Below are 22,357 nucleotides of genomic sequence, written 5' to 3'. Positions count from 1 at the left end.
TCGAATTCAGATTTAATTAATCTACATAAAGTCAATTTTATATATTTGGTGCCATTAAGAAATTAAACAATAACAGTTACTTATGTCAAAAATAAAAGTAGAAAATCCGGTTGTTGAGCTGGATGGCGATGAGATGACCCGCATTATCTGGAAATTCATTAAGGATAAACTGATCATTCCTTACCTTGATCTGGATATTAAGTATTACGATTTAGGTATTGAATACCGTGATGAAACTAACGACCAGGTAACTGTTGATGCCGCTAACGCTATTAAACAATATGGTGTAGGTATCAAATGTGCTACTATTACGCCTGATGAAGAGCGTGTAACAGAGTTCGGCTTAAAACAAATGTGGAAATCGCCAAACGGAACTATCCGTAATATACTTGACGGTACCGTTTTCCGCGAGCCTATTGTAATGGCAAACGTACCCCGTTTGGTTCCAAACTGGACTGCGCCTATCTGCATCGGTCGTCACGCTTTTGGCGATCAGTACCGCGCTACCGACTTTTTAACTAAAGGCAAAGGTAAACTTACAGTAACCTTCACTCCTGAAGATGGCGGCGAAGCACAATCATTTGAAGTGTTTAACTTTAAAGGTGACGGTGTTGCGTTAACCATGTACAATACTGACGAATCAATTAAAGGTTTCGCTCACGCTTGTTTTAACCAGGCGCTGATGAAAGGCTGGCCTTTATATCTTTCAACTAAAAACACCATCCTTAAAAAATACGATGGCAGGTTTAAAGATATCTTCGAAGAGATCTACCAAAACGATTATAAAGCGAAATTTGCTGAAGCAGGCATCACTTACGAGCACCGCCTGATTGATGACATGGTTGCATCGGCCTTAAAATGGAACGGTAACTTTGTATGGGCTTGTAAAAACTATGATGGCGACGTACAGTCTGACACCGTAGCACAAGGTTTTGGTTCATTAGGTTTGATGACCTCTACACTGGTTACACCTGATGGTACTGTAATGGAAGCTGAAGCAGCACACGGTACAGTAACCCGCCACTACCGCGAGCACCAAAAAGGCAGACCAACTTCAACCAACCCAATCGCGTCTATTTTCGCGTGGACCCGTGGTTTGGAGTTCCGTGGTATACTGGATAACAACCAGGAGCTGATCGATTTTTGTAAAGCTTTAGAGCAGGTTTGTATTGAAACTGTTGAAAGCGGCAAAATGACCAAAGATCTTGCTATCACCATTAAACCAAATGTGGAGCATGGTACCGATTATTTATATACTGAAGAGTTCCTGGCAGCTATCGATGATAACCTGAGAGCTAAGTTGGGTAAATAATCCGCTAATATTTTTAATGAAAAAGTCCTGCACGTTAACCGCGCAGGACTTTTTTAGTTAAATTAGTTAAAAAATTACACTATGCATATTAACCTTACCTTAAAAAGCACTCCTGTTATTCTATTGACATTCTTATTACTGGGTTGTTCCGAAAAGAAAGACCCATGTGAAGGCATGATCGGTGATATTGCGCCAAGATATATTGAACTGGAAATACGCGATAATCTTGAACGTGATCTGCTATCTCCGGAAACGCCTGGACATTACGATGTTGATCAGATAAAAGATTTAAATAAGGGACAAGTACTGATAGTACCAGCCACCGCCAATCAGGAACATCCGGGAAAAACAATGCTGATATTTTCTGCCGCGAATTTCGTAATAGGCCAAAAAACTATTGATAGCTATATTAAATTGAGTGATACAGTGGTTGACACAGCCCATACAACCATTTCTACAACTAAAGCGGGAGCCTGTTTTATTGCAATGGAGATAATTGCATTTAAATATAATAAGCAGGGTTTTACAAGTGATGTAAATAAAGGCTATTTCGTTGTGCACAAATAAATGCCAAGTTGTTTTTCATAAATCAATTTAGCATTTTCCTTTTCAGTATTAACTAATAACTTAGCGGCAATAAAACAATCAATCATGTCAGCATTATATCCGTTAAAATTCAAAACCATCTATAAAGACAAAATATGGGGCGGTAACAAAATAAAAACCTACCTGCATAAAGATTTCGGCGACCTGCCAAACTGCGGCGAAACCTGGGAAATATCAGGAGTAAAGTCTGATGTATCAGTGGTAGCCAATGGCGAACTGGAAGGCGAATCATTGGCCGAACTGCTGGAGAAATTTCAGGGTGAACTGGTTGGCGAAAAAGTGTACGAACGCTTTGGCAATACCTTTCCGCTGCTGATCAAGTTTATTGATGCCAACGAGGATCTTTCTATACAGGTGCACCCTGATGACGAATTGGCTAAAAAGCGCCACAACTCTTTTGGTAAAACCGAAATGTGGTACGTAATTGAGGCTGACAAAGGCTCAACACTCATCACCGGTTTTAACCAGGAAGTTAACGAGCAAATTTACCTTGATAAATTTAACAGCGGCCACTTAACCGACATACTTAATCGCGAAGAGGTTACTGCCGGTGATATTTACTTTTTACCAGCCGGCCGCGTGCATACTATTGGCGCGGGTTTACTGATTGCTGAAATTCAGCAAACATCAGATATTACGTACCGTATTTACGATTTCGACCGTGTTGACGATAAAGGCAACAAGCGCGAACTGCATACCGAAGAAGCTTTAGCCGCTATCGACTATAAGTTTTATCCGGAATACAAAACCCAGTACGAGCATACCAAAAACAAAGCGGTAGAAGCGGTTACCTGCCAATACTTTACCACCAGCGTACTCGACTTTACCGAAAATACCACACGCGATTACACTAACCTCGATTCGTTCGTGATACACGTTTGCGTGGAGGGTGCCTATACCCTTAAATACGATGGCGGCGAATTAGCCGTTAAAATGGGCGAAAGCATCCTGCTGCCAAAAACAATTAACCACGTAGAGCTGGTTACCGAAGGCGGCTTCAAAATATTAGAAAGCTTTGTAGGCTAATATTCATCTCTCAACTATGGCAACTTTTTAAAGTTGCCATAGTTTTCTTTTTGTCTTCTTACTGTCGCGAGTTTAGCACAGCGTAACTCGTGACTAAGCATGGCGAAAGCTTTCAGCTTTCGTTACCCTCTAAATTTGTTGTTGTTAATTCGTTAAGCTGAAAGCTTAACCCATGTGTCATCACGAGTTACGCTGTGCTAAACTCGCGACAGCGTGGGGCTACTTTTAAAGTCCTCTCCTTTGGAGAGATTTAGGTGAGGCTTCCTTCACGTCAGCAAACAGCTTCGGGCGAAAACGGGCAGAACTTTAAGGCTATGAGCGCAAAGGCGGGCATAGTGAACTTGTTGCATGCGGGGGAGGAGTGAGCGGCAGGGCAAAAGTTCCAGCCCCAAGTTCTGCACGTTTTGCAGGGGAGGCCTTGTGCGGCAAAGAAGCCTATTGCTGGACAAGCCGTTATTCGCTGTTTGTTTGTTTTTTATAGGTGCTCATGAGATCGCTTCGCTTAGTCTGTTACTTTTGTGGCGACAAAAGTAATGGGGCCCTGCGCCCAAGAGCAGACTAACGTTAATCACAGCACAAACACAGCCTAAGTAGATATCGCTTCGTACCTTACAGCAATAACAATAGTTTAAACCTCACCCTCTCTCTTCCTCAAAAACCACTCAGTACTTAAAAGAACCAGTATCAGTAGGAATACCCATTTCACATCAACCAGATCGCTGTAATTTTTATCCTCGTATACTACGGTTTTGATGTTATCATTTTTGCGGATGAGGTCGGCAAGTTTGCTGATGTCGGATGGTTGCAGCATGGTGCCGCCGCTTTGTTTGGCTATGTTTTGTAATAATTTATGATTGGCGGTACTTTGCCTTGCCTCTAAGTTCAGTTGTTTGATGGTAAGTTGCCCGGTGGCATTGAACGCACGTTCGCCAAGTTTGGTGGCGGCAGTATAGCTGTATTCGCCCGATGGCAGCGCGCCTGCATCTAAGCTATAACTTTGGCCGTTGCGGGTAAACAAATAATTGTAATGTTTCCCGGTTTGGCTTTTCAGGTCTATTTTTACATCGGGTGTGTTTACCAGTTCGAGGGCATCATTATATAGTTCTGCATTAATGAGGATGTTTTCGCTTTCATCAAATACATTTTTGGCCGGGTAAATCCTGAACTGTTGTTTATTGGCGTTAGCAGTTAAATACTGTACCGACTGGCTTAGCAATTCATCAATAGCATGGTTGCTGCCATAAGTGTTAAACTCGGCCAGTTTCCATCGCCAAAGGCCTTCACCGGCAAGCACCGCGGTACGCCTGCCATTATCATCGCCGAAGGCCAGTAGGGGATAAGAGGTGCTCACATTGCCTATTCGCTGTTTTAGCAATACGCCCGATGCCGCCACCGAACCATAGTTGCCGAAAGGCGCCTGTAAAGGCGGCAAATGGCCCAATTTATCTCGGGTAGAATCAGACAGCGTAAAGGCCGAAAATTCATTTACAGGCTGCGCGAATACCTCCTGCATTTCACCGCTACCGCTTATCTTAACTGTTTTTTGGCTGCTGTTAAAATCGCCGATATTGCTTTGCGCGCCTATGGTATACCAAATCGGTACTTTAGCGTTACCAATAAACTTTTGCACCACCGCCGAACTGCCGCCCGAAAGCTGGTACAGGATAATCAAACTATAATCGCCCGGTTTTACCTGCGACAGATCAGTTAGCGAAGTGGTTTTTACTTCGTAGTTCTTGTTACTTTCAATCCCCGTTTTTATCACGCTGATATCGGGGTGGACAGCCTGGTAAACCAGCAATACCTTTTGTTTGGCATCCAGTACATCTATGTAGATCAGTTCGGTATTGTTTTCGGTTGATAGCTCGTTTTTAACCGGGGCAACGCTGATGCTAAATTTATGCAGCCCTTTTTTATCTGCTGTAAGCTTAACCGGAATTACTTTTTTAAACGAATTGCCGGTAACCGCTATGCTTTGCGAATGTACCTGCCTGCCATCCTCGGTAACTGATAAACGCATGGTTTCGCCGTTGCTTTGGTAAGCTTCGGCCAGTACTTCTATAATGAAATCATTGCCCAAAAAAGCGGTTTTGTTGTAGCTGATGTTGCCTATCAGCAGGTCGCGTTTTGGTACGGTATCACCAAGGGCAATGGTGTAAATGCTGCTTTTGAAATTACGGGCCTCGTATTGCGGATCGGTTCCCTGGTTGTACAAGCCATCGGTAGCCAATACTACCGCGCCAATGTTGCGGTTTACAAAGCGTTCGTTAAGTTGCTTTAATGCCGATGATATATCGGTTTGCTTGCCCGCAAATGTGCCCGACAAGCCATTGTGCAATTTACTATCGAAATTAAAAGCATGTACCTCGTAATCGTCGCCCAGTTGTTGCTGAAGTTTGGATAGGGAGCTTACTAAATCTTGTTTGGATAGGGCAGGACTAATAGTTATGGATTGTGAATTATCCTGCGCAATAAGTACCAGCGGCTTTTCGGGTTTATAATTTACCGACTTTACCAATGGTGATAACAATAACAGCGCGATGATGAATACCGCCAAAGCCCGCAAGGCCAGCAAACCATATCTGAATTTATTGCTTAGGTTAACCGGCTGGCGGTACATGAGCCAGGCATACAGTAAACCGGCAAGCACACCAACAGGCAGCCACCATACCGAAACCGAACCCCATGTTATTGAAAATAAAAACAGCATATCTGGATTAACCAAATATGCTGTTTTTTATTCTTAAAAAGTAAGCGGATTGACGCTAAGCACCAATTTTAATGCTTAGTGCAAAGTTGCGTACGGTTAGCTTTTGATTTTTGAATTTTAACTTTTGACTTAACCCTACAGCATACCGCCGTCAACAGGGATAACCTGTCCGGTGATGTATGCTGCCATATCTGAAGCCAGGAATACGCAGGCATTAGCCACGTCTTCTACCTCGCCGGCACGTTTAAGCGGAATTGCCGCTGCCCAGCCTTCAACCACTTTGGGGTCTAATACGTCGGTCATTTCGGTGCGGATAAAGCCCGGTGCAACCACGTTAGTACGTATGTTACGTGAGCCTAACTCTTTAGCTACCGATTTTGAGAAACCAATAATACCCGCTTTTGATGCCGCGTAGTTCGATTGGCCCGCGTTACCCTGTACACCCACTACCGAGCTCATGTTGATGAATACACCCTTACGGTTCTTCATCATAATTTTTGAAGCGGCTTTGGTTACGTTGAAGATAGATTTCAGGTTAACATCCAGTACCTCGTCCCATTGTTGTTCGGTCATGCGCATTAACAGGCCGTCTTTGGTGATACCGGCATTGTTAACTACTATATCCAGTGTGCCAAAATCGGCAACGATATCATTGATCAGTTTTTCGGCCTCGTCAAATTTCGACGCGTCAGAACGGTAACCTTTTACTTGTGTGCCAAAACTTTGCAGTTCGGTTTCTAAGGCTTGTCCTTTTTCTACCGACGATAAATAAGTGAACGCTACGTTTGCGCCATGTTCTGCAAATTTTTCCGCTATTTTGCGGCCTATACCTTTTGAAGCGCCGGTGATGAGCGCGGTTTTTCCTTCTAATAATTTCATTATTCCAGAATTGATTTCGAGGGGGTGAAGTTAGGAAAATTAGTCCGAAAGTTGGAAAGGCTGTAAATTGAAGTTAACGCCTGCTTTAATGCCTTTTTATGCGTATTTTGCGTAGTGACTGATCGTAAGCACGTATTCCAATATTAATAAACAACTGTGAGCAATATAAAACAGATCGTTTCCGCGAAGACTTTATATCTGCATATTATACTTGGCTTCATTATTTTATTGGTAGCGCTGTTTTTTCTGGCATTTTGCAGTGAGTTTATTTGGTGGGAGCTTTTTGGTGAAGGAGCACACTCTGATGAGGTTTATCATCCAATAGCGGTAGTAGTATTCGGGCTATATCCATATCTTTTATTGATGGTGATGGCTGTCTTTTTATTATTGAAAAATTACAGAATACAAAGATGGCCCCAGGTTAAATGTTACGGAATAATCGTGATATTGATTATGCTGTTATTTATTGCTCAAAAAATGTTTCTACCCGATCTGTTTGCTTAATATTGCAACTTTTATACTGAAAAGGGAGTAATAGGGCAGTGGATTGAAAGTTTTGAACTACTTTTATAAAACATATATACCTTTTAAACAGTTTATACCGTTTAAGTGAAAGACGCCATTATAATTATATGATGAAATTTTATACCCGTGTAGTGATATTAACGTTTTTGGCCGGTTTTACAACGCTGGCGTCAAAAGCGCAAATAGGGTTTAATTACGATCAGTACGATCTGGGTTTTGCCATAAATGCCAACCAGGTATTCAGCGATGCCGAAAAAACCACCACCACCGTTTCAGGAACGGTTAATTTTACCTTTAATGCTACACCATATACCAATTTCGCATTTGAATTTCAGGCAGGCAAACTAAAAGGGGGTGATTCGGTAAAGTATGCATCGGGCCGTCAGTTCGAAAATAATTATAAAGCTGTAGTTTTCAGGGGCCAGTTGCAGGCAGGTGAGTTTATCGATTATTCGCAAAGCCAGATCGCCAACTTCCTGAAAAACGTATACGTTTCATCCGGTTTAGGGATGACTTTTAACAGCATCAGTAAAATAAGCCGTACCTCGCCGCAGATACCCGGCTACTATAGCCCCGGCGAAAATGTTTCAAAAGTACTCTTCATCCCGCTTAGGGTAGGCTATGAGTTTAAGGTATTTAACCAGTACGATATCCCTACTTTTAAGGTGGATCTGGCTTACCAGTATAACCTGATGATGGGCGATAACCTTGATGGTTACGATGCAGGGCAACGTAACGATACCATGGGACAAATTGTGTTAGGTATGAAATTCAGCCTGGGCGGTACTACCTCTTACCGCAAAAAAGTTTCTTACTAATTCTGCTCATTTAATATAGCTGCCGTAAAACTTTGGCAGGGTTTTTAATGTTGATATTATAACATATAAACTGAAAAGCTATGAAAATAGATGAAACATATCCCGGTTTTGATGATGAAAGCCCGGATCGCGATGAGAAACTAAAATACACATTGGGTGATGACGAACCGGGTGAAACTACCGATAAGGACGACCTGAAATATAATCCCGAGGATGATAGCTTTGAGTATGATGTTGAAAGCGAAGATCCTGATTATGATCACCCTGATCCATACAATACTTCCGTTAAAAACGGCGACGATATAAACTCAACCTACGACGAGTCAAACCCTTACGCGGTTGATGAATACATCCCCAACGAAAGCCTCGAAACCGATGTTGATAAACTGGGAATGCACATTGATAGCGGCAAAATTGTAGAAGTTGACCCGGTCGACGAAGCCATATCGCGCACCCCCGAAGACGATCGTGACGACCTCGATGAAGAAGGTTATCCTAAGAATGACCGTGAAAATTTTAAGTAATTGATCAGTATAAAAAGAGCTGTCATTCTGAAGAACGAAGAATCTATTATTCGATTAGTATATCGAAGAAGATTCTTCACTATGTTCAGAATGACAGCTTTATAATAGGTTCCCTCTTAATCGAACTCCAAATTAAACCTGCTCCTTAACTCCAATAATTTCGGGTTTTTATTGGCCATGTATTGAAATTTCTCTACAGCGGTGTAAGGGCGGCGGGTTACGGCAAGTTGTTGTTCATCTACCCTAATCTCCACTTCCACATCAAAATTGCGCAGATTGGTACGCAGGTAATTGAGCAGGTATGGTTTTTCATCCCTTACAGCGGCTTCCTGTACCTTGTTTTCTACCACAACCTCAAACAGCACAGGGTTAAGCATGGTTGGCCTGCTTGCCGAAAATACGGTACTCAAACTCATGGGCTTACCTTCGCTTTTTATCTTTTCGGCGTAGTTTCCCCAGTGTTTTAAAAAGTCTTCGGGTGTAAAAGCCTCCTTGTCGTTACCTTTCAGGTAGGGGTCTTCCTCTTCTTCCAATACCTCTGTATCAGCCCCCATATCGTTAAGCGACGGAATTTTTATCGACGATGATGTTACCTTTAAATTGGGTATCATCACTTTAGGCCGTTCTGTAGCTACCACCGGCGCGGGCTCTTTAACAGCCGCTTTCGCCGGTTCGGCAGGTGCCGGTACAGCAGTAGGCTGCGCCCTGTTATAGGTTAAGGGGGTATCGCTTATTACGGGGATACTATTATTAACAGCCGCGGTTTGTACCGGCGGCGGAGTGCTTATTGCTGAGGTATCAGGTTTTTTTTTTAGCTCCCCTTCGGGCAGCACTGCGGATGGTGAAAGAGCCGCGTTAAATAAAGCGCCGAGATTACACATTTTTAGCAGAGCCAGTTCAACCTGTAAACGCTGGTTTTTACTCAGCTTATAATTAAGGTCGCACTGGTTGGCGATGTTCATGGCCGAGAGCAGGAACGATACCGACGATGTCTGCGCCTGCTGCATGTATTTTGCTTTAATGCCTTCGCTTACTTCCAGCAATTTTAAAGTGGCGGTATCTTTACCCACCAACAGATTGCGAAGGTGTTCGGACAGGCCCGAAATAAAATGGGCCCCATCAAAGCCTTTATTCAAGATTTCATCAAAAAACAGCAGTGTTTTGGCGCTGTTCTCCTGCAATAAGCTATCGGTGATGTTAAAGTAGTAATCATAATCGAGTATGTTCAGGTTATTGATTACCGACGAATAGGTAACGTTACCACCCGAAAAGCTCACGATCTGATCGAACATGGAAAGGGCATCCCTTAAACCGCCATCCGCCTTTTGGGCGATGATATGCAGGCCATCCTGCTCGTAAGTTACACTTTCTTTTTGGGCGATGGATGCCAGGTGCGATGCCATATCTTCCACACGGATGCGGTTGAAATCGAATATCTGGCAGCGCGAAAGTATGGTTGGCAGTATTTTATGCTTCTCGGTAGTAGCTAATATAAATATGGCATAGTTAGGCGGTTCCTCAAGCGTTTTCAGGAAAGCGTTGAATGCCGCCTGCGATAGCATGTGAACCTCATCTATAATATATACTTTATATTTTGCGGCCTGGGGCGGTATACGTACCTGTTCTATCAGGCTGCGGATATCATCAACCGAGTTGTTTGACGCGGCATCAAGCTCATGTATATTAAAGGAGTTGCCATTCATGAACGAACGGCACGAATCGCAGGTGCCGCAAGCCTCGCCATTAGGTTGCAGGTTAAGGCAATTAATGGTTTTCGCGAGTATACGTGCACAGGTTGTTTTGCCCACACCACGCGGACCGCAGAACAAAAATGCCTGCGCCAGCTGGTTATTTTTAATGGCGTTTTTGAGCGTGTTGGTTACATGTTGCTGACCTACAACGGTTTCAAAAGTAGCCGGGCGGTATTTGCGAGCCGAAACAATAAAATTATCCACAGGTATAAAGGTAGCAAGAAAATAATACTAATTAAAGAGCCCGGTAAACCTTTGTTCAATTAGTAATATGAACAGGTTATTGCAGCTCTTCTTCAGGCAGATGATCGTCGTCATCTTCATCGCGGGTTAGCCAGTCGGCCCCGGTTTTAATAAGATTCATATCATTTTCATCGGCCATCAGGTCGTCAAAAACCTCATCATCTTCATCATCCCAGTCGCCCTCAATGGGCGCGCTTCCCCGGCCTGCAATAATAATGGTATCGGCTACAGGGGCATCATCATGTATATATTGATTTTGTAAAGTACTCATAAGTAATGTGTGCAATAGCGGTACCCAAAATAGGGCTTTGTTAGCGCCCAATAATCATGGAATTATAATATTTGTATCCCGGTTATCTCTTTTACCTTATAATAGCCTTTCGCCTGCGGCAAATACACTTCAATTTCCTGCCAAGTTATCTTCAGCTTTTTACCCGCAAGCTTAGTAGTAACGCCCATAAATGCCTCTGATCCGGCAAATTGCTTTAGCCAAATAAATGATTTTTCGCTGCCGCCTTCGGTTACTACTATATAATTGAAACCTTTATTATCTATACGCTTAAAAGTGCCTGTGGTAGATTGTGCGGTCGCCGTTTTAGATTGAGCAGCCATTAATGATGATAATTTTATAAAGGGCGCGCATTGCTGTTTCATTAAGTTTACGCCAATACTCATACCCAGTTTATGTAGCGCCGGCTGATCGGTCATTTCAACGCCTTGTTCGCCTGCAATAATTACAAGCAGATCAGTGTGTTTTAAAAAGCACGACATGAAGGCATCTGTGGCTTCTGGTTTGGTTGTAAGCTTGGTCATGTCAATTTTACCTAAATCACTGCAAAGTGAATCAAGCAGTTGTTGTTCAGTTGCACTGGGCTTTGTTTGCGCGAAAGATGCGGAAGCAGATAAAAGAGCAAGGCAAAGGATGAATAGTAATTTCTTCATGATATAGTTTAGTTGTTAATTAAGCGAATTTGATGCTGTTAAATTACAGATTAACTATGGTTGCATAAAATAAAATTTCTTCTTACATTTGCGTCCCCGTTTGTGCGGGGATAAATAATTAAAAATCAAAGTATAATAATGCAACAGTACGAAATCGTGATCGTTCTAACCCCGTTGTTATCAGAAGACATTGCTAAAGAGGCTATCGCCAAATACAGCAAAACCTTAACTGATGGCGGAGCCGAAATTGTCCAGGAGGATAATTGGGGTTTGAGAAAATTAGCGTACCCTATCCAAAAGAAAACTACAGGGTACTATCACTTAACTGAATTCAGGGCTCCAGGTGAATTAATTAACAAATTGGAGATTGAATTAAGACGCGATGAGCGTGTTTTGCGTTTCCTTACTATCGCTTTGGATAAACATGCCATTGCTTACAATGAGAAAAAACGTAGCGGTGCTTTCAATCAAAAGAAATCAGCTAAAACAGAGGAGGGCGCAAACTAATGGCAAACGACCAAATTAAATACGTTACCGCTCCTAAAGTGGAGGATAACCGTAAAAAATATTGCCGTTTCAAGAAAAACGGTATTAAATATATCGATTACAAAGACGCTAACTTCCTTTTGAAATTTGTTAACGACCAGGGTAAAGTATTACCTCGCCGTTTAACAGGTACTTCATTGAAGTTTCAGCGTAAAGTGGCCCAGGCTGTTAAGCGTGCACGCCACATCGGTTTATTACCTTATGTTACAGATTCATTAAAATAATAATAGGAGGTAAAACAAATGGAACTTATTTTAAAACAAGATGTAAAAAACCTGGGTGATAAAGACGATGTAGTAAGCGTTAAACCAGGTTATGGCCGTAACTTCCTTATCCCTAAGGGTTATGCTATATTGGCTACTGTGTCTGCACGTAAAGTTTTAGCAGAAAACATTAAGCAGGCTCAATTTAAACAAGATAAAATTCGTAAAGATGCTGATGCTATCGCAGCTCGTTTAGAAGGTGTTAAACTTACTATCGGCGCTAAAGCAGGCGAAAGCGGTAAAATATTCGGAGCTATCAACACCATTCAGATTGCTGACGCGTTGAAAAAAGAAGGCTTTGATGTTGACCGTCGTCGTATCACTTTCGAGCAGGAGCCAAAAGTGATTGGCGAGTACGTTGCAAACGTAAACCTGCACAAAGAAGTGAAAGTTCAGGTACCTTTCGAAGTAGTAGCTGAATAATTTCAATTTCGGATTTTCAAATTCGAATTTTTGATATAGATTTAAAAGGTGTTTAGTGAAAGCTAAACACCTTTCTTTTTTGGTGTCGGATTTTTTTTATGAAGCGTAAAACAACTAATAAACGTGCGGGCAAGAGTAGCAGGGGGATATTTAATAACGGTATTGTTAGGCTGCTGCTGCGGGTAATAAAGCTTGCGGTTATTATTTTTGTAGGCGCCAGCCTGTTTGGCGTACTGCTGTTCCGCTTTGTTAACCCGCCTTTTACCCTGTTGATGATTGAGCGCGGCTTTGAACGTAAAGCCGATGGTAAAGACTGGAAGATTGACAAAGACTGGGTAAGCTTCGAGCAAATTGCCGACCCAATGAAACGTGCCGCCGTAGCCGGTGAAGATCAGCTGTTTTTAGAGCACCACGGCTTCGATTTTAACGCCATTGAAAAAGCTATCGACAGAAACCAGCACAGTCGTAAGCTGATTGGCGGCAGTACCATATCGCAGCAAACCGCCAAGAACGTTTTCCTTTGGCCGGGGCGCTCCTACATTCGTAAAGGGTTTGAGGCCTATTTTACTTTGCTGATAGAAGTTTTCTGGAGCAAGAAACGTATTATGGAGGTTTACCTCAATGTAATTGAAATGGGCGATGGTATCTATGGCGTGGAGGCCGCGTCGCAAGCCTACTTCCACAAGCACGCTTCAGAGCTGAATAAGTACCAGGCTGCCGCCATAGCATCCATATTCCCAAGTCCGCTGAAATGGTCGGCCACAAACCCGAGCAAGCGGGTAAAGCACAGGCAGTTCCTGATCAGGAAAAATATGCGGAGATTGGGACCGTTAGATTTTTAAGATTACAGAAAAGACATTCCGGATAGTTCTTTATTTAGCCATCAGTTAGCCGTAAATAATGTTTCAAGCTTTTTTACAGCATTATTACGGGCTTTAATGTAGAGATAGTGCAATAAGATGCGCAATACAACTACTCCCGAAATGATCACCAGCAGGGGTATTGCTGAAAACTGCCGTTCGGCATCCTTTACCAAAGGCACAATTACTGCCATAATCATCATTAGGGCGAACCACACAGCTATCATTATAAAAAATACACTTTGTGTACGGGTTTCAATGGCTATTTCCGTGCCTTTAGCTTTAGTGTTACCCGGGTTTGGATTAAACCGGCCGGTTACAGCACACACCACGCCCAATGTTGTTGAGGCAATTATAACAAACCCTGTTTGTGTTATTTGACCTATAAATGCTTTATCAGTTTTTTCGCGTGTAAGTTTATTTTTTTCTAAAGTATTTTGCTTTAGTCGTTTCTTTATTTCGGGCAAAGCATGATTGCTTTTTATCAGATAATTATTACGGATATTCATTCGTGTTTACTTATACTTCCAATGTCTTGATTTACCCTCGCTGATCCATTCTATGGCGGTATCTAAACGTTTTTGGCGGGTGGCATCGCTTTTGGCATCTTCAAACCAGGTAATATATTCTTTGCGTTGCGATGGACTGAACTTATCGAAGTAAGCCTTTGCTTCCGGGTTTTTATCGAGTAAATCTGCAAAGTACTGCGGTGCTTCTGTGGGGATGGTTTTTATCGCTGCTTTCTTTGTGGCCGCGGCAGGTTTTACTGCTGGGCTCATGTCTTTGGCGGCGATAGCTTCGCGGATATACCAGATCAGGATATCGTCTTCCGGCAGATCGGCCAAAGTGGTGAGCTTACCCAAATTTCCGGCAGATTCCCCAGCTTCGGTTTGTAAAATACCATGCGGGTCGGGTAGCAGATCTGCCTTCCAGAAACCAAAGCCACAATGCTGTTTAAAGGCCATCATGTGGCATAATATGCCTTTGTACTCAAAAAATGGCGCACTCCACTTCATGGTTTCCTTTATTTCCGGCGAAGCCAGGTGCACCAGTTTGCGCAGGTGAGTTAAAATAGGTTTGGCAAAATCAGCGGCCTTATCAATGTAAACGTCAATGCGATTGTCATACTGTTCCATAATGCAATATAAAAATATCGGTTTTATATATCGACCATCATTTTCGTAATCAGCGATTTGTTTAAAGTGCCCATCAAAATGACCAACAACTACTGACTAATGACTATACAGTAATCAAGTCCCGGAATAACTGCGGATGCCAGCTGTTTTTAAAAGGTACTTCCCATTTAGTTTCCAGCTCGGCCACGTTTTGTACCAGGTTGTTATATACAATGGTATCGGCATTAATTACGCCTGTTTTTATCAGTTCTTCAAATTGGGCGCGTGGTGCCGATAGTACTTCGTTCCCGCTGCGGTAAGCCAGGTTAAACCTGTCGAACAGGTTGATATTGAATTGCTGCTCCAACTGTTTCATGAAGTTTACCGACTTATCAATAGAGCAACCGCTGGCTCCTGCCTGCTCTTCGTCAACTATCAGTATCAAAAAGCGATTGTATCTTATTTCGGCACCGGCTTTTAGCTGATTATTATGTGCTGTCCAGTTGCGAACAAAATTATCTAACTGTTGTTGTATCAGCAGGGTTTCGTCGGCTAATAATTGCCTGTCCGACTGGTAGATCCACACTCTTGAATTTTCAGAATAACGCATATGCAAATTTATTGATTTCTTAACTTCGAAACAGGATTTTGTTGTCATGAGAAAAACACTTCTTTCAGCACCCAAAAAAGTTGTTTTACTGGTCTTAATGCCCTTGTTATGCGTGGCTAATTTAGCCTTTAACCAGGATATGAGCGAGCAGGAACTACTGGGCTGGAGCAATAAGTGTTTAACGCAATGTTTTAATGCTGACGCGGCAGATAAACTGAAGAAGTGGGAACTTACCCTCACACCCGATGCCTTTGTGCGCTTGCGCAAAACCTATGCGAACGGTAAGCAGGAATATTTTTCGATGCACCTGCGCCGGTTAGAGGATCTGGACTATTGGGGCACAGTTGCCGCCGGTAACATGGTACTGCGGGCCAAGGGAGACGATGTTATTGTGCAAACCTATAACGACCGAAGCGGCAATGTCGATTCCATGGCTACCGTGTTCAGCATCCCGGTTAAAAACATGGAGCCTGAAAGACTGGACAGCCTGCGCAACGCGCTGCTGTATTTTAAAAAGAAGAATTTATAAGCCGTTTGCCCTCGCGGTGATCTCGGCAATATCCAATACCTGTATCTCCTGCTCCTTTTCGTGCGCCTTTATGCCATCGCGCAGCATGGTCATACAAAACGGGCATGCGGCGGCTACTACAGTTGCTTTTGCTTCCAGCACATCTGCAATACGCTCTACGTTGATATCTTTAGTGCCTTTCTCGGGTTCTTTAAACATTTGGGCACCGCCTGCTCCGCAACACAGGCCATTGCTCTTGCAGCGCTTCATTTCCACCAGTTCGGCATCCAATACTTCTAAAGCCTTGCGCGGGGCTTCGTAAACGTTATTGCCACGACCTAAATAGCAAGGATCATGATAGGTGATGCGCTTGCCCTTAAAGCTTTCGCCGCCTTCTGTTTTTAGCTTGCCTTCGTTAATGAGTTGCTGAATAAGTTGCGAATGATGGATCACCTCGTAATTGCCACCCAGGCCGGGGTATTCGTTTTTTAGGGTGTTGAAGCAATGCGGACAGCCGGTTACTATCTTTTTAATGTTATAAGCATCAAGCACGGCAATGTTGTTCATGGCCTGCATCTGGAACAAAAACTCGTTACCGGCACGTTTGGCGGGATCTCCCGTGCAGCTTTCTTCGGTACCCAGTACCGCGAAGCTGATACCCACATGATGGAGTATCTTGCAAATATCGCGGGTGATTTTTTGCGCCCTTTCGTCGAAACTGCCCGCGCATCCTACCCAAAACAAAATTTCGGGTTCAAGGCCTTGCGCCGCCATTTCGGCCATGGTAGGTATTTTTAGTATGTCCATAGTCGATGGTCGATAGACCATAGTTTTAAATTTATTACTATCGACCATTGTCTATGGTCAATTCAAAAAATGCTAATCCTTCTGCGCCCAGTTAAACCTGTCGGCATTGCTGTATTTCCAGGGCGCGCCGTTATTTTCCATATTGCCGAACATATTGTTGAGGCTTGCTGGTGCCTGCGATTCTTCCATTACCACATAGCGCCGCATTTCGGTAATAATTTCCAGCGGGTTAATGTTCACCGGGCAAGCCTCGGCACAGGCATTGCAGGTGGTGCAGGCCCATAGCTCCTCGCGGGTAATGTAATTATCTAACAGCGACTTATCGTCGGCATATTCCTTGCCGTTTTTGTCAATGCCCTGGCCAATCTCGGTGATACGATCGCGGGTATCCATCATGATCTTCCGGGGCGATAGCAGTTTGCCCGTTTGGTTGGCCGGACAAACCGATGTACACCTGCCGCATTCGGTGCAGGTATAGGCTTCCATCAGGCTTTTCCAGGTGAGGTCGGTAGCATCTTTGGCACCGAACCTGCCGGGCGGTGTAGCCTCCGGAACGTACGAAGGATCGAGCATAGCCTTTACCTCGTTGGTAACCGAAGCCATGTTAGTGAACTTGCCCTGCGGATTAAGATTGGAATAATACGTATTGGGAAAAGCCAGCAAAATATGGAAATGTTTGGAGTAGGGCAGGTAATTTAAAAATGCCAGTATGCCCACAATGTGAAACCACCAGCACCCGCGCTCCACAATTACCAAAGCCTCCGTGCCAGAAGGAAGTAGTGGTGCCAGTACTGTGCTCACCGGGAAACTGCCGGCTTGTACATAATGACCGTAATGCAGGGCTTGTAATTTATAGTCGGCAGCGTTCATGGTTAAAAAGGCGGCCATGAGGCAAATTTCAATCAGCAGGATATAGTTGGCGTCGGATTTTGGCCATCGCGTCATCTCCGTGCCCGTAAAGCGCTTTAAACGGATGATATTGCGGCGGGCCAGGAAGCCGATGCAGGATATGAGCACCAAAACGGCCAGTATTTCAAAGCTGCCTATCAGCAAGCCATACAAACTGCCCAACGGCTTGGAGAAAATGCGGTGCGAACCGAACAGGCCGTCGATAAGTATTTCCAACACCTCTATATTGATGATAATAAAGCCCGCGTAGATCAAAAAGTGCAGCAGGGCGGCAACAGGGCGTTTGGTCATTTTGGTTTGACCGAGGGCTACCCTGGCCATGGTTTTCCAGCGCAGGGCAGGATTATCACTGCGGTCGGTATTGCGTCCGAGCAGGATATTGCGCCTTATTTTACCCGTGTTTTTGCTGAACAGGTAAACCGCAACAGCCAATATCACCAGAAAGATCAGTTGAAAAAACATTATGCGTGCATAGTAATTTTAGATAAAGGTATATTTTATTTGTTTAATTGGTGAGTATGGCGCTGGTATGAAAAAATATTTTTAAGTGTTTTGGCCTGATTGTCTGCCTGATAGATTTAACGTTAAAGAAGATTGAAAAGTTTTTTCAAAAAAAGTTTCCATAAACAAAAAATCGCACTACATTTGCAAACCCAAACGGAACAGGGTATCATAGCTCAGTTGGTAGAGCAAAGGACTGAAAATCCTTGTGTCGCTGGTTCGATTCCAGCTGATACCACAAAAGCCTCTCAGAGAAATCTGAGAGGCTTTTTGTTTTTCGAACAAAATTCCGCAGGTTGAAATTCTATATGGCGGCTTATAATTTCCGCCAAACTTCTGTAGACGTTACCCCATCTTTGTAGATCAATTTAAGCGTCAGGCTATTTTTGTCATCGCTGAACGCGTAGTTTATTTTAAAGCCTTTGCCAAGTGGATCATTCGCGTTTTCCGTTATTCTGTATAAAGCTGTTTCCGTATAACTCTGCGTGTTATCAACGGTATATTTCCCGCTATGTGAAATTACCGAACCTGTATTCAGTACTTTTATATTGGCAAATGTTCCGTCGGCATTAAACAGTTTTAAATGGCCCGGGTCTGTAGCCTGTAAAGGCTGTCCGTTGGTTTCTATCATTGATAGCTCCCAAATACCTACAATTGCTTTCTTATTGGCTTTTTTGTTTTGCGCGAATGCAGTAGTAACGGCGAAGTAAAGGCATAATAACGCGACAATAAATTTCAGGTTGATCTTTATGATGTTTTTAGGTTTACTCAAATGTATAAAAAATGAGAATTCAGATGGGGCCTTTCTATGCTTAAATCAATTTAAGTGTAGCATCGGGGTTAGCGATCAAAAGGGCTACTTTCCCAATTGTAGGGTTGATCACTTTTGAATCTACATATACACAAATGCCATCACTCCATATTTTATTGTCTTTAACTGCTGTCGCCATCTTAAGCAAGATATAAAATAGGATAGAATAAAATAGCAAACCCTGGTTAAATGCTTGATATAGTTGTATCTTTATGCCTGTTAATTGATGTAACGGCCAAATTTGCTTTGTTTAAGTGCGCTTTACTGTAAATTACGAGCGGTTTTATTGGAATATGGATTCAATTTTAGGTTTATTATTGCTTATCGCGTTTTTTAGTTTTGCTATTTTTAAAATACTGAACTTTATTTTTAAAGAACTTCCTGAATCGCCTTTCCGGCTATTTATGCTGTCTACGAGCGGTAATGTGCTAACAGGTTTCCTTTCTCTTATTATCCTTTGGTTTATGTTCATTTTTTTTATGACCAATATTTTAAATATCCATTGTTAACACGATGGTAGGCATAGCAACATAGCAAAGTAAAAGAATTACCTCGTCTTTCTGATAAATGCAGTAATTGGCTACCTTGCCCGGTACATATAAAACCGCTATGGCAAGCCAAACTGATAGTCCAGAATTTTGGGAAAAAAGCTTTATTGAGAAACAGGAAATGTGGGGTTTTGAACCATCAAACTCCGCGGTGATTACAAAAGATTTTTTCGTTGAAAAGGGGGTTGAAAATATACTCATCCCGGGCATAGGATACGGGCGCAACGCGCAAATTTTCAGGGATAAGGGCATTGCTGTAACAGGTATTGAGATCTCAAAAACAGCCATTGAAATGGCAAAAAAGCATTACGGTACAGAGATGATCATTTACCATGGTTCTGTAACAGAGATGCCTTTTGATAATTGCCTGTACGATGGCGTGTTTTGTTACGCCTTAATTCACTTGCTTGATAGTAGCCAAAGAAAAAAACTGATCAGCGATTGTTATAACCAGTTAACTGAAGGTGGTTATATGATTTTTACAGCAATTTCGAAAGATGCCCACACTTATGGACAGGGTAAATTTATCAGTGAGGATCGTTACGAGATATTTGAAGGCGTAAATATGTTCTTTTACGACAGGCAATCCATCAATGCCGAATTTGGCGAAGCCGGATTGTTTGAGATCACTGAAATTACCGAGAGTTTTCCATTCTTTTTAATAAAATGCCATAAAGACAAATGATATACAGCGTTACTACACGCATTATCGTGATGCTTCGATAGCTTAAATCAATTGTGATACCTTTCCGGTTACCTTATCATTCCATTATATAAAAGTACTACTCCATTTTACAGATTTCATCTGTCCCAACCTAACTAAGTTGATTTAATATTTGTAACATGTTGCCACTTTTTAAGCGTTTTTAAGATGCATTGCTTAATCAATTTACCTGAAAAATCTCTCCCGGTTTAATTAATTAGCTCTCCATTGGATGTTCAGATGTATTTTATGTGTGAATTAATGATAATAATGCTGTCAAGTTGACAATTTTTATTTAAAGCCATGAAAAAACGATTTACTGACCAGTATAAAAGACATGTATTTCATGAAGTGACGATTCTTTCTTAAAAAATTAAGAAGAAATAGTTAGTTTGTGATTATATCATTCAAAAATTATTAATCTTTTGTATATTTTTTTGAAATTACTTGTTCTTTATATAACAGAATTGTTAACTTGCATTTGATAATTGTTATCTGACATTACTTTATTTGACAAATTATGGAAAGTTCAACTACTGAAAACGTTGTCTTGTGGAACAACATGTGTTCAAGAAATGATATCAGATCATTTGAGATACTTTTTCATAAATTGAATACCAAGCTTATTAAGTTTTGTGTTTTTTACATCAACAATAAAGAAGCTGCCGAAGAAATAGTTTCTGATGTGTTTGTACGATGTTGGGAAAACCGCTTAACACTGGCCCATATCAACGATCCGAGTACTTATTTATTTGTGGCGGTAAAAAACGGATCATTAAATTATCTTAAAAAATACTCCCAGGTACATTTGGTACAAATTGAAGATTCGCACGAATTGGTATTTGTTAATAGTTATGACCCGGTAAAAGCGCTCGAACGCAAAGAGCTTCATTTTATACTGGATAGGGCAATCGATTGCCTCCCAATGCAATCAAAACTTATATTTCGGCTAATTAAAGAAGATGGCATGAGGTATAAACAAGTTGCCGAAATTTTAAATATATCAACCCGCACTGTACAAACACAACTCTTCAGGGCTATAAAAAAGCTTACTACCACGTTGGTTGCACACCACATACCTTCTCAGCATAAGGCCGCGAACGCTGGCAATTAAAAAAATAATTTATTGTTGTAGGCAATTTTTATTTTTCTGTTGTCCTTACATCAAACGCCAATAAATTAATGCTTAACGAAAGGTTTCAGTTATTGCTTACAAAAAAGTTAGCCAACGAGTTAACTCCCGAAGAACACCTGGAGTTTTTGGAGATGGTTAACAGCGATCCTGAGTTAAACAAAATATATACCGACCTTAAATCGTATTGGACACCGGATGAAGAAACGTATGCGAACAATGCAAAAATGTTTCAAAACATCCTTAATAAGATCGATTCGGGCAACCAGTCGCAATCTGAAAATGTAATTCCGATAACGCGTAAGGGGTATTCGAAATTTACCCGCATGATAGCCGCTGTTTTGGTAACAGCAGCATTAGGCGCCGGTACATACTACTATACAAACTACCGCAACGCAGTTCAAAATACAAAGGTTGCTAACCTGGAGGTATTGCATACCCCGAGCCGCCAAAAATCAAAAATTGTATTGAGCGATGGCTCTGTTGTTACCCTTAACTCGCAAAGCCAGTTAAAATACCCGGCCTCCTTTAGCGGTAAAACACGTGAGGTTTACCTCAACGGCGAAGCGTTTTTTGATATTAAGAAAGATCCGGAGCATCCTTTTATTGTGCATGCCGATCAAATGAAGATAAAGGTTTTAGGTACGGCATTCAATGTTAAGTCGTATGCTAACGACGAATCTTGCGAAACCACTTTAATCCGCGGAGCCATCGAGCTTACCCTGGCCGATCGCCCGGCCGATAGGATCATATTAAAACCGAACGAAAAATTAGTATTGCACAAACGTGTTACGCTGAAGCATACAAAACGGGGTAATGTAAAATTCCCGGTGCCCGATACCAGCGGCACCAGTTACTTGCTTACTAATTTAACGCATCTTAAAATAGGCGATTCCACAGTAGTTGAAACTTCGTGGACCAACAATAAATTGATATTTAAAGATCAGGATATGGAATCATTGGCCAAACAGATGGAAAGATGGTTCGGGTTAAAAATTATTGTGAAAAGCGAACTGATAAAAAAATATAACTATACCGGGGTTTTTGAAAAGGAGAGTATTACGCAGGCACTTTATGCCTTGCAAATGATAGAACCCTTCCATTACAAAATAAATAAAGAGATCGTTTATATATATTAACTCATCAAACCACCAAATTAAAAAATATGAAGTAAAAGGATACTAAAAACAAAAAGCAGGAACTATGAATAGCCCCTGCTGTAAAACCAATTAAATTAATAGGGCAATACTCCCGTGGAAAGGCAATTGCCGTCTTAATCAATTCA

At 42.1% G+C, this 22,357-nt stretch carries 26 protein-coding genes and 1 tRNA gene; 15 read left to right on the top strand and 12 right to left on the bottom strand.

Annotated features, from left to right (window positions below):
• Positions 1-82: 82 nt before the first annotated feature.
• The 3 genes from ABD894_RS18270 (at position 83) to ABD894_RS18260 (ending at position 2,944) form a co-directional block, all read left to right on the top strand.
• Complete coding sequence (locus tag ABD894_RS18270) at positions 83-1,312, top strand: NADP-dependent isocitrate dehydrogenase (protein WP_345212512.1); 1,230 nt, start codon at positions 83-85, stop codon at positions 1,310-1,312.
• A gap of 81 nt (positions 1,313-1,393) precedes the next feature.
• Positions 1,394-1,879: a hypothetical protein gene (locus ABD894_RS18265; RefSeq protein ID WP_345212511.1), complete on the top strand. Its 486-nt coding sequence runs from the start codon at positions 1,394-1,396 to the stop codon at positions 1,877-1,879.
• A gap of 84 nt (positions 1,880-1,963) precedes the next feature.
• Positions 1,964-2,944 (top strand): type I phosphomannose isomerase catalytic subunit, encoded by a 981-nt coding sequence (locus ABD894_RS18260; RefSeq protein ID WP_345212510.1) that lies wholly within the window; start codon positions 1,964-1,966, stop codon positions 2,942-2,944.
• 628 nt (positions 2,945-3,572) lie between these two features.
• Here the strand turns inward: ABD894_RS18260 and ABD894_RS18255 are convergent.
• Positions 3,573-5,654 carry a vWA domain-containing protein gene (locus ABD894_RS18255; protein WP_345212509.1) on the bottom strand — a complete coding sequence of 694 codons (2,082 nt, stop codon included), beginning with the start codon at positions 5,652-5,654 and terminating at the stop codon, positions 3,573-3,575.
• Positions 5,655-5,789: 135 nt separating this feature from the next.
• Positions 5,790-6,533, bottom strand: a complete 744-nt coding sequence (gene fabG / locus ABD894_RS18250; protein ID WP_345212508.1) for a 3-oxoacyl-[acyl-carrier-protein] reductase — start codon at positions 6,531-6,533, stop codon at positions 5,790-5,792.
• Positions 6,534-6,689: 156 nt separating this feature from the next.
• Between fabG and ABD894_RS18245 the strand changes: the two genes are divergently transcribed.
• The 3 genes from ABD894_RS18245 to ABD894_RS18235 all read left to right on the top strand — a co-directional run bounded on the left by ABD894_RS18245 (position 6,690) and on the right by ABD894_RS18235 (position 8,400).
• Positions 6,690-7,037 carry a hypothetical protein gene (locus ABD894_RS18245; protein WP_345212507.1) on the top strand — a complete coding sequence of 116 codons (348 nt, stop codon included), beginning with the start codon at positions 6,690-6,692 and terminating at the stop codon, positions 7,035-7,037.
• 128 nt (positions 7,038-7,165) lie between these two features.
• The gene (locus tag ABD894_RS18240) at positions 7,166-7,876 is read left to right on the top strand and encodes a hypothetical protein (RefSeq protein WP_345212506.1); all 711 of its coding nucleotides are present in this window, start codon (positions 7,166-7,168) and stop codon (positions 7,874-7,876) included.
• Positions 7,877-7,956: 80 nt separating this feature from the next.
• On the top strand, positions 7,957-8,400 hold the full coding sequence (locus tag ABD894_RS18235; protein WP_345212505.1) for a hypothetical protein: 444 nt from the start codon (positions 7,957-7,959) through the stop codon (positions 8,398-8,400).
• A 116-nt stretch (positions 8,401-8,516) separates the two neighbouring features.
• Here ABD894_RS18235 and ABD894_RS18230 read toward each other — a convergent pair whose 3' ends face one another.
• The 3 genes from ABD894_RS18230 to ABD894_RS18220 form a co-directional block, all read right to left on the bottom strand.
• Complete coding sequence (locus tag ABD894_RS18230; RefSeq protein WP_345212504.1) at positions 8,517-10,355, bottom strand: DNA polymerase III subunit gamma/tau; 1,839 nt, start codon at positions 10,353-10,355, stop codon at positions 8,517-8,519.
• Between the two features lie 76 nt (positions 10,356-10,431).
• The gene (locus ABD894_RS18225; RefSeq protein WP_345212503.1) at positions 10,432-10,665 is read right to left on the bottom strand and encodes a hypothetical protein; all 234 of its coding nucleotides are present in this window, start codon (positions 10,663-10,665) and stop codon (positions 10,432-10,434) included.
• Between the two features lie 62 nt (positions 10,666-10,727).
• Positions 10,728-11,336 carry a hypothetical protein gene (locus ABD894_RS18220; protein ID WP_345212502.1) on the bottom strand — a complete coding sequence of 203 codons (609 nt, stop codon included), beginning with the start codon at positions 11,334-11,336 and terminating at the stop codon, positions 10,728-10,730.
• A gap of 138 nt (positions 11,337-11,474) precedes the next feature.
• Between ABD894_RS18220 and rpsF the strand changes: the two genes are divergently transcribed.
• From rpsF to mtgA, 4 genes are all read left to right on the top strand, one after another.
• Complete coding sequence (gene rpsF / locus ABD894_RS18215) at positions 11,475-11,843, top strand: 30S ribosomal protein S6 (RefSeq protein WP_345212501.1); 369 nt, start codon at positions 11,475-11,477, stop codon at positions 11,841-11,843.
• Positions 11,843-12,106: a 30S ribosomal protein S18 gene (gene rpsR / locus ABD894_RS18210; RefSeq protein WP_095705209.1), complete on the top strand. Its 264-nt coding sequence runs from the start codon at positions 11,843-11,845 to the stop codon at positions 12,104-12,106. The genes rpsF and rpsR overlap by 1 nt, the downstream gene beginning before the upstream one ends.
• Positions 12,107-12,124: 18 nt before the next feature.
• Positions 12,125-12,568 carry a 50S ribosomal protein L9 gene (gene rplI / locus ABD894_RS18205; protein WP_345212500.1) on the top strand — a complete coding sequence of 148 codons (444 nt, stop codon included), beginning with the start codon at positions 12,125-12,127 and terminating at the stop codon, positions 12,566-12,568.
• A gap of 98 nt (positions 12,569-12,666) precedes the next feature.
• The gene (mtgA, locus tag ABD894_RS18200) at positions 12,667-13,410 is read left to right on the top strand and encodes a monofunctional biosynthetic peptidoglycan transglycosylase (RefSeq protein WP_345212499.1); all 744 of its coding nucleotides are present in this window, start codon (positions 12,667-12,669) and stop codon (positions 13,408-13,410) included.
• A gap of 41 nt (positions 13,411-13,451) precedes the next feature.
• Here mtgA and ABD894_RS18195 read toward each other — a convergent pair whose 3' ends face one another.
• The 3 genes from ABD894_RS18195 to ABD894_RS18185 form a co-directional block, all read right to left on the bottom strand.
• Positions 13,452-13,937, bottom strand: coding sequence for a hypothetical protein (locus ABD894_RS18195; RefSeq protein WP_345212498.1), 486 nt, complete (start codon positions 13,935-13,937; stop codon positions 13,452-13,454).
• Between the two features lie 6 nt (positions 13,938-13,943).
• Positions 13,944-14,564: a YdeI/OmpD-associated family protein gene (locus ABD894_RS18190; RefSeq protein ID WP_345212497.1), complete on the bottom strand. Its 621-nt coding sequence runs from the start codon at positions 14,562-14,564 to the stop codon at positions 13,944-13,946.
• Positions 14,565-14,667: 103 nt separating this feature from the next.
• Complete coding sequence (locus tag ABD894_RS18185; protein WP_345212496.1) at positions 14,668-15,153, bottom strand: ABC transporter ATPase; 486 nt, start codon at positions 15,151-15,153, stop codon at positions 14,668-14,670.
• A gap of 46 nt (positions 15,154-15,199) precedes the next feature.
• On the opposite strand from ABD894_RS18185, the gene ABD894_RS18180 reads away from it, so the two are divergent.
• Entirely contained in the window at positions 15,200-15,682 is a 483-nt protein-coding gene (locus ABD894_RS18180) for a hypothetical protein (protein WP_345212495.1), read from the top strand.
• On the opposite strand, the gene ABD894_RS18175 is transcribed toward ABD894_RS18180, so the two are convergent.
• Both ABD894_RS18175 and ABD894_RS18170 read right to left on the bottom strand, forming a co-directional pair.
• On the bottom strand, positions 15,677-16,468 hold the full coding sequence (locus tag ABD894_RS18175; RefSeq protein ID WP_345212494.1) for a (Fe-S)-binding protein: 792 nt from the start codon (positions 16,466-16,468) through the stop codon (positions 15,677-15,679). The two genes, ABD894_RS18180 and ABD894_RS18175, sit on opposite strands and share 6 nt — an antisense overlap.
• Positions 16,469-16,540: 72 nt before the next feature.
• A complete protein-coding gene (locus ABD894_RS18170; protein WP_345212493.1) occupies positions 16,541-17,839 on the bottom strand; it encodes a 4Fe-4S dicluster domain-containing protein in 1,299 nt (432 codons plus the stop codon).
• 204 nt (positions 17,840-18,043) lie between these two features.
• Between ABD894_RS18170 and ABD894_RS18165 the strand changes: the two genes are divergently transcribed.
• Positions 18,044-18,116 (top strand) — tRNA-Phe (locus ABD894_RS18165).
• Positions 18,117-18,194: 78 nt separating this feature from the next.
• Here the strand turns inward: ABD894_RS18165 and ABD894_RS18160 are convergent.
• The gene (locus ABD894_RS18160; protein WP_345212492.1) at positions 18,195-18,650 is read right to left on the bottom strand and encodes a DUF4488 domain-containing protein; all 456 of its coding nucleotides are present in this window, start codon (positions 18,648-18,650) and stop codon (positions 18,195-18,197) included.
• A gap of 40 nt (positions 18,651-18,690) precedes the next feature.
• Complete coding sequence (locus tag ABD894_RS18155) at positions 18,691-18,828, bottom strand: hypothetical protein (RefSeq protein ID WP_345212491.1); 138 nt, start codon at positions 18,826-18,828, stop codon at positions 18,691-18,693.
• A gap of 470 nt (positions 18,829-19,298) precedes the next feature.
• Between ABD894_RS18155 and ABD894_RS18150 the strand changes: the two genes are divergently transcribed.
• The 3 genes from ABD894_RS18150 (at position 19,299) to ABD894_RS18140 (ending at position 22,211) form a co-directional block, all read left to right on the top strand.
• Positions 19,299-19,922, top strand: a complete 624-nt coding sequence (locus tag ABD894_RS18150) for a class I SAM-dependent methyltransferase (protein ID WP_345212490.1) — start codon at positions 19,299-19,301, stop codon at positions 19,920-19,922.
• Positions 19,923-20,460: 538 nt separating this feature from the next.
• Positions 20,461-21,054 (top strand): RNA polymerase sigma-70 factor, encoded by a 594-nt coding sequence (locus ABD894_RS18145; protein WP_345212489.1) that lies wholly within the window; start codon positions 20,461-20,463, stop codon positions 21,052-21,054.
• A gap of 68 nt (positions 21,055-21,122) precedes the next feature.
• Positions 21,123-22,211: a FecR family protein gene (locus tag ABD894_RS18140; protein ID WP_345212488.1), complete on the top strand. Its 1,089-nt coding sequence runs from the start codon at positions 21,123-21,125 to the stop codon at positions 22,209-22,211.
• The last annotated feature ends 146 nt before the right edge of the window (positions 22,212-22,357 follow it).

The sequence above is a fragment of the Mucilaginibacter gynuensis genome (assembly GCF_039541195.1).
Lineage (GTDB): Bacteria > Bacteroidota > Bacteroidia > Sphingobacteriales > Sphingobacteriaceae > Mucilaginibacter > Mucilaginibacter gynuensis.
This window is presented reverse-complemented; position numbering and strand designations above follow the sequence as displayed.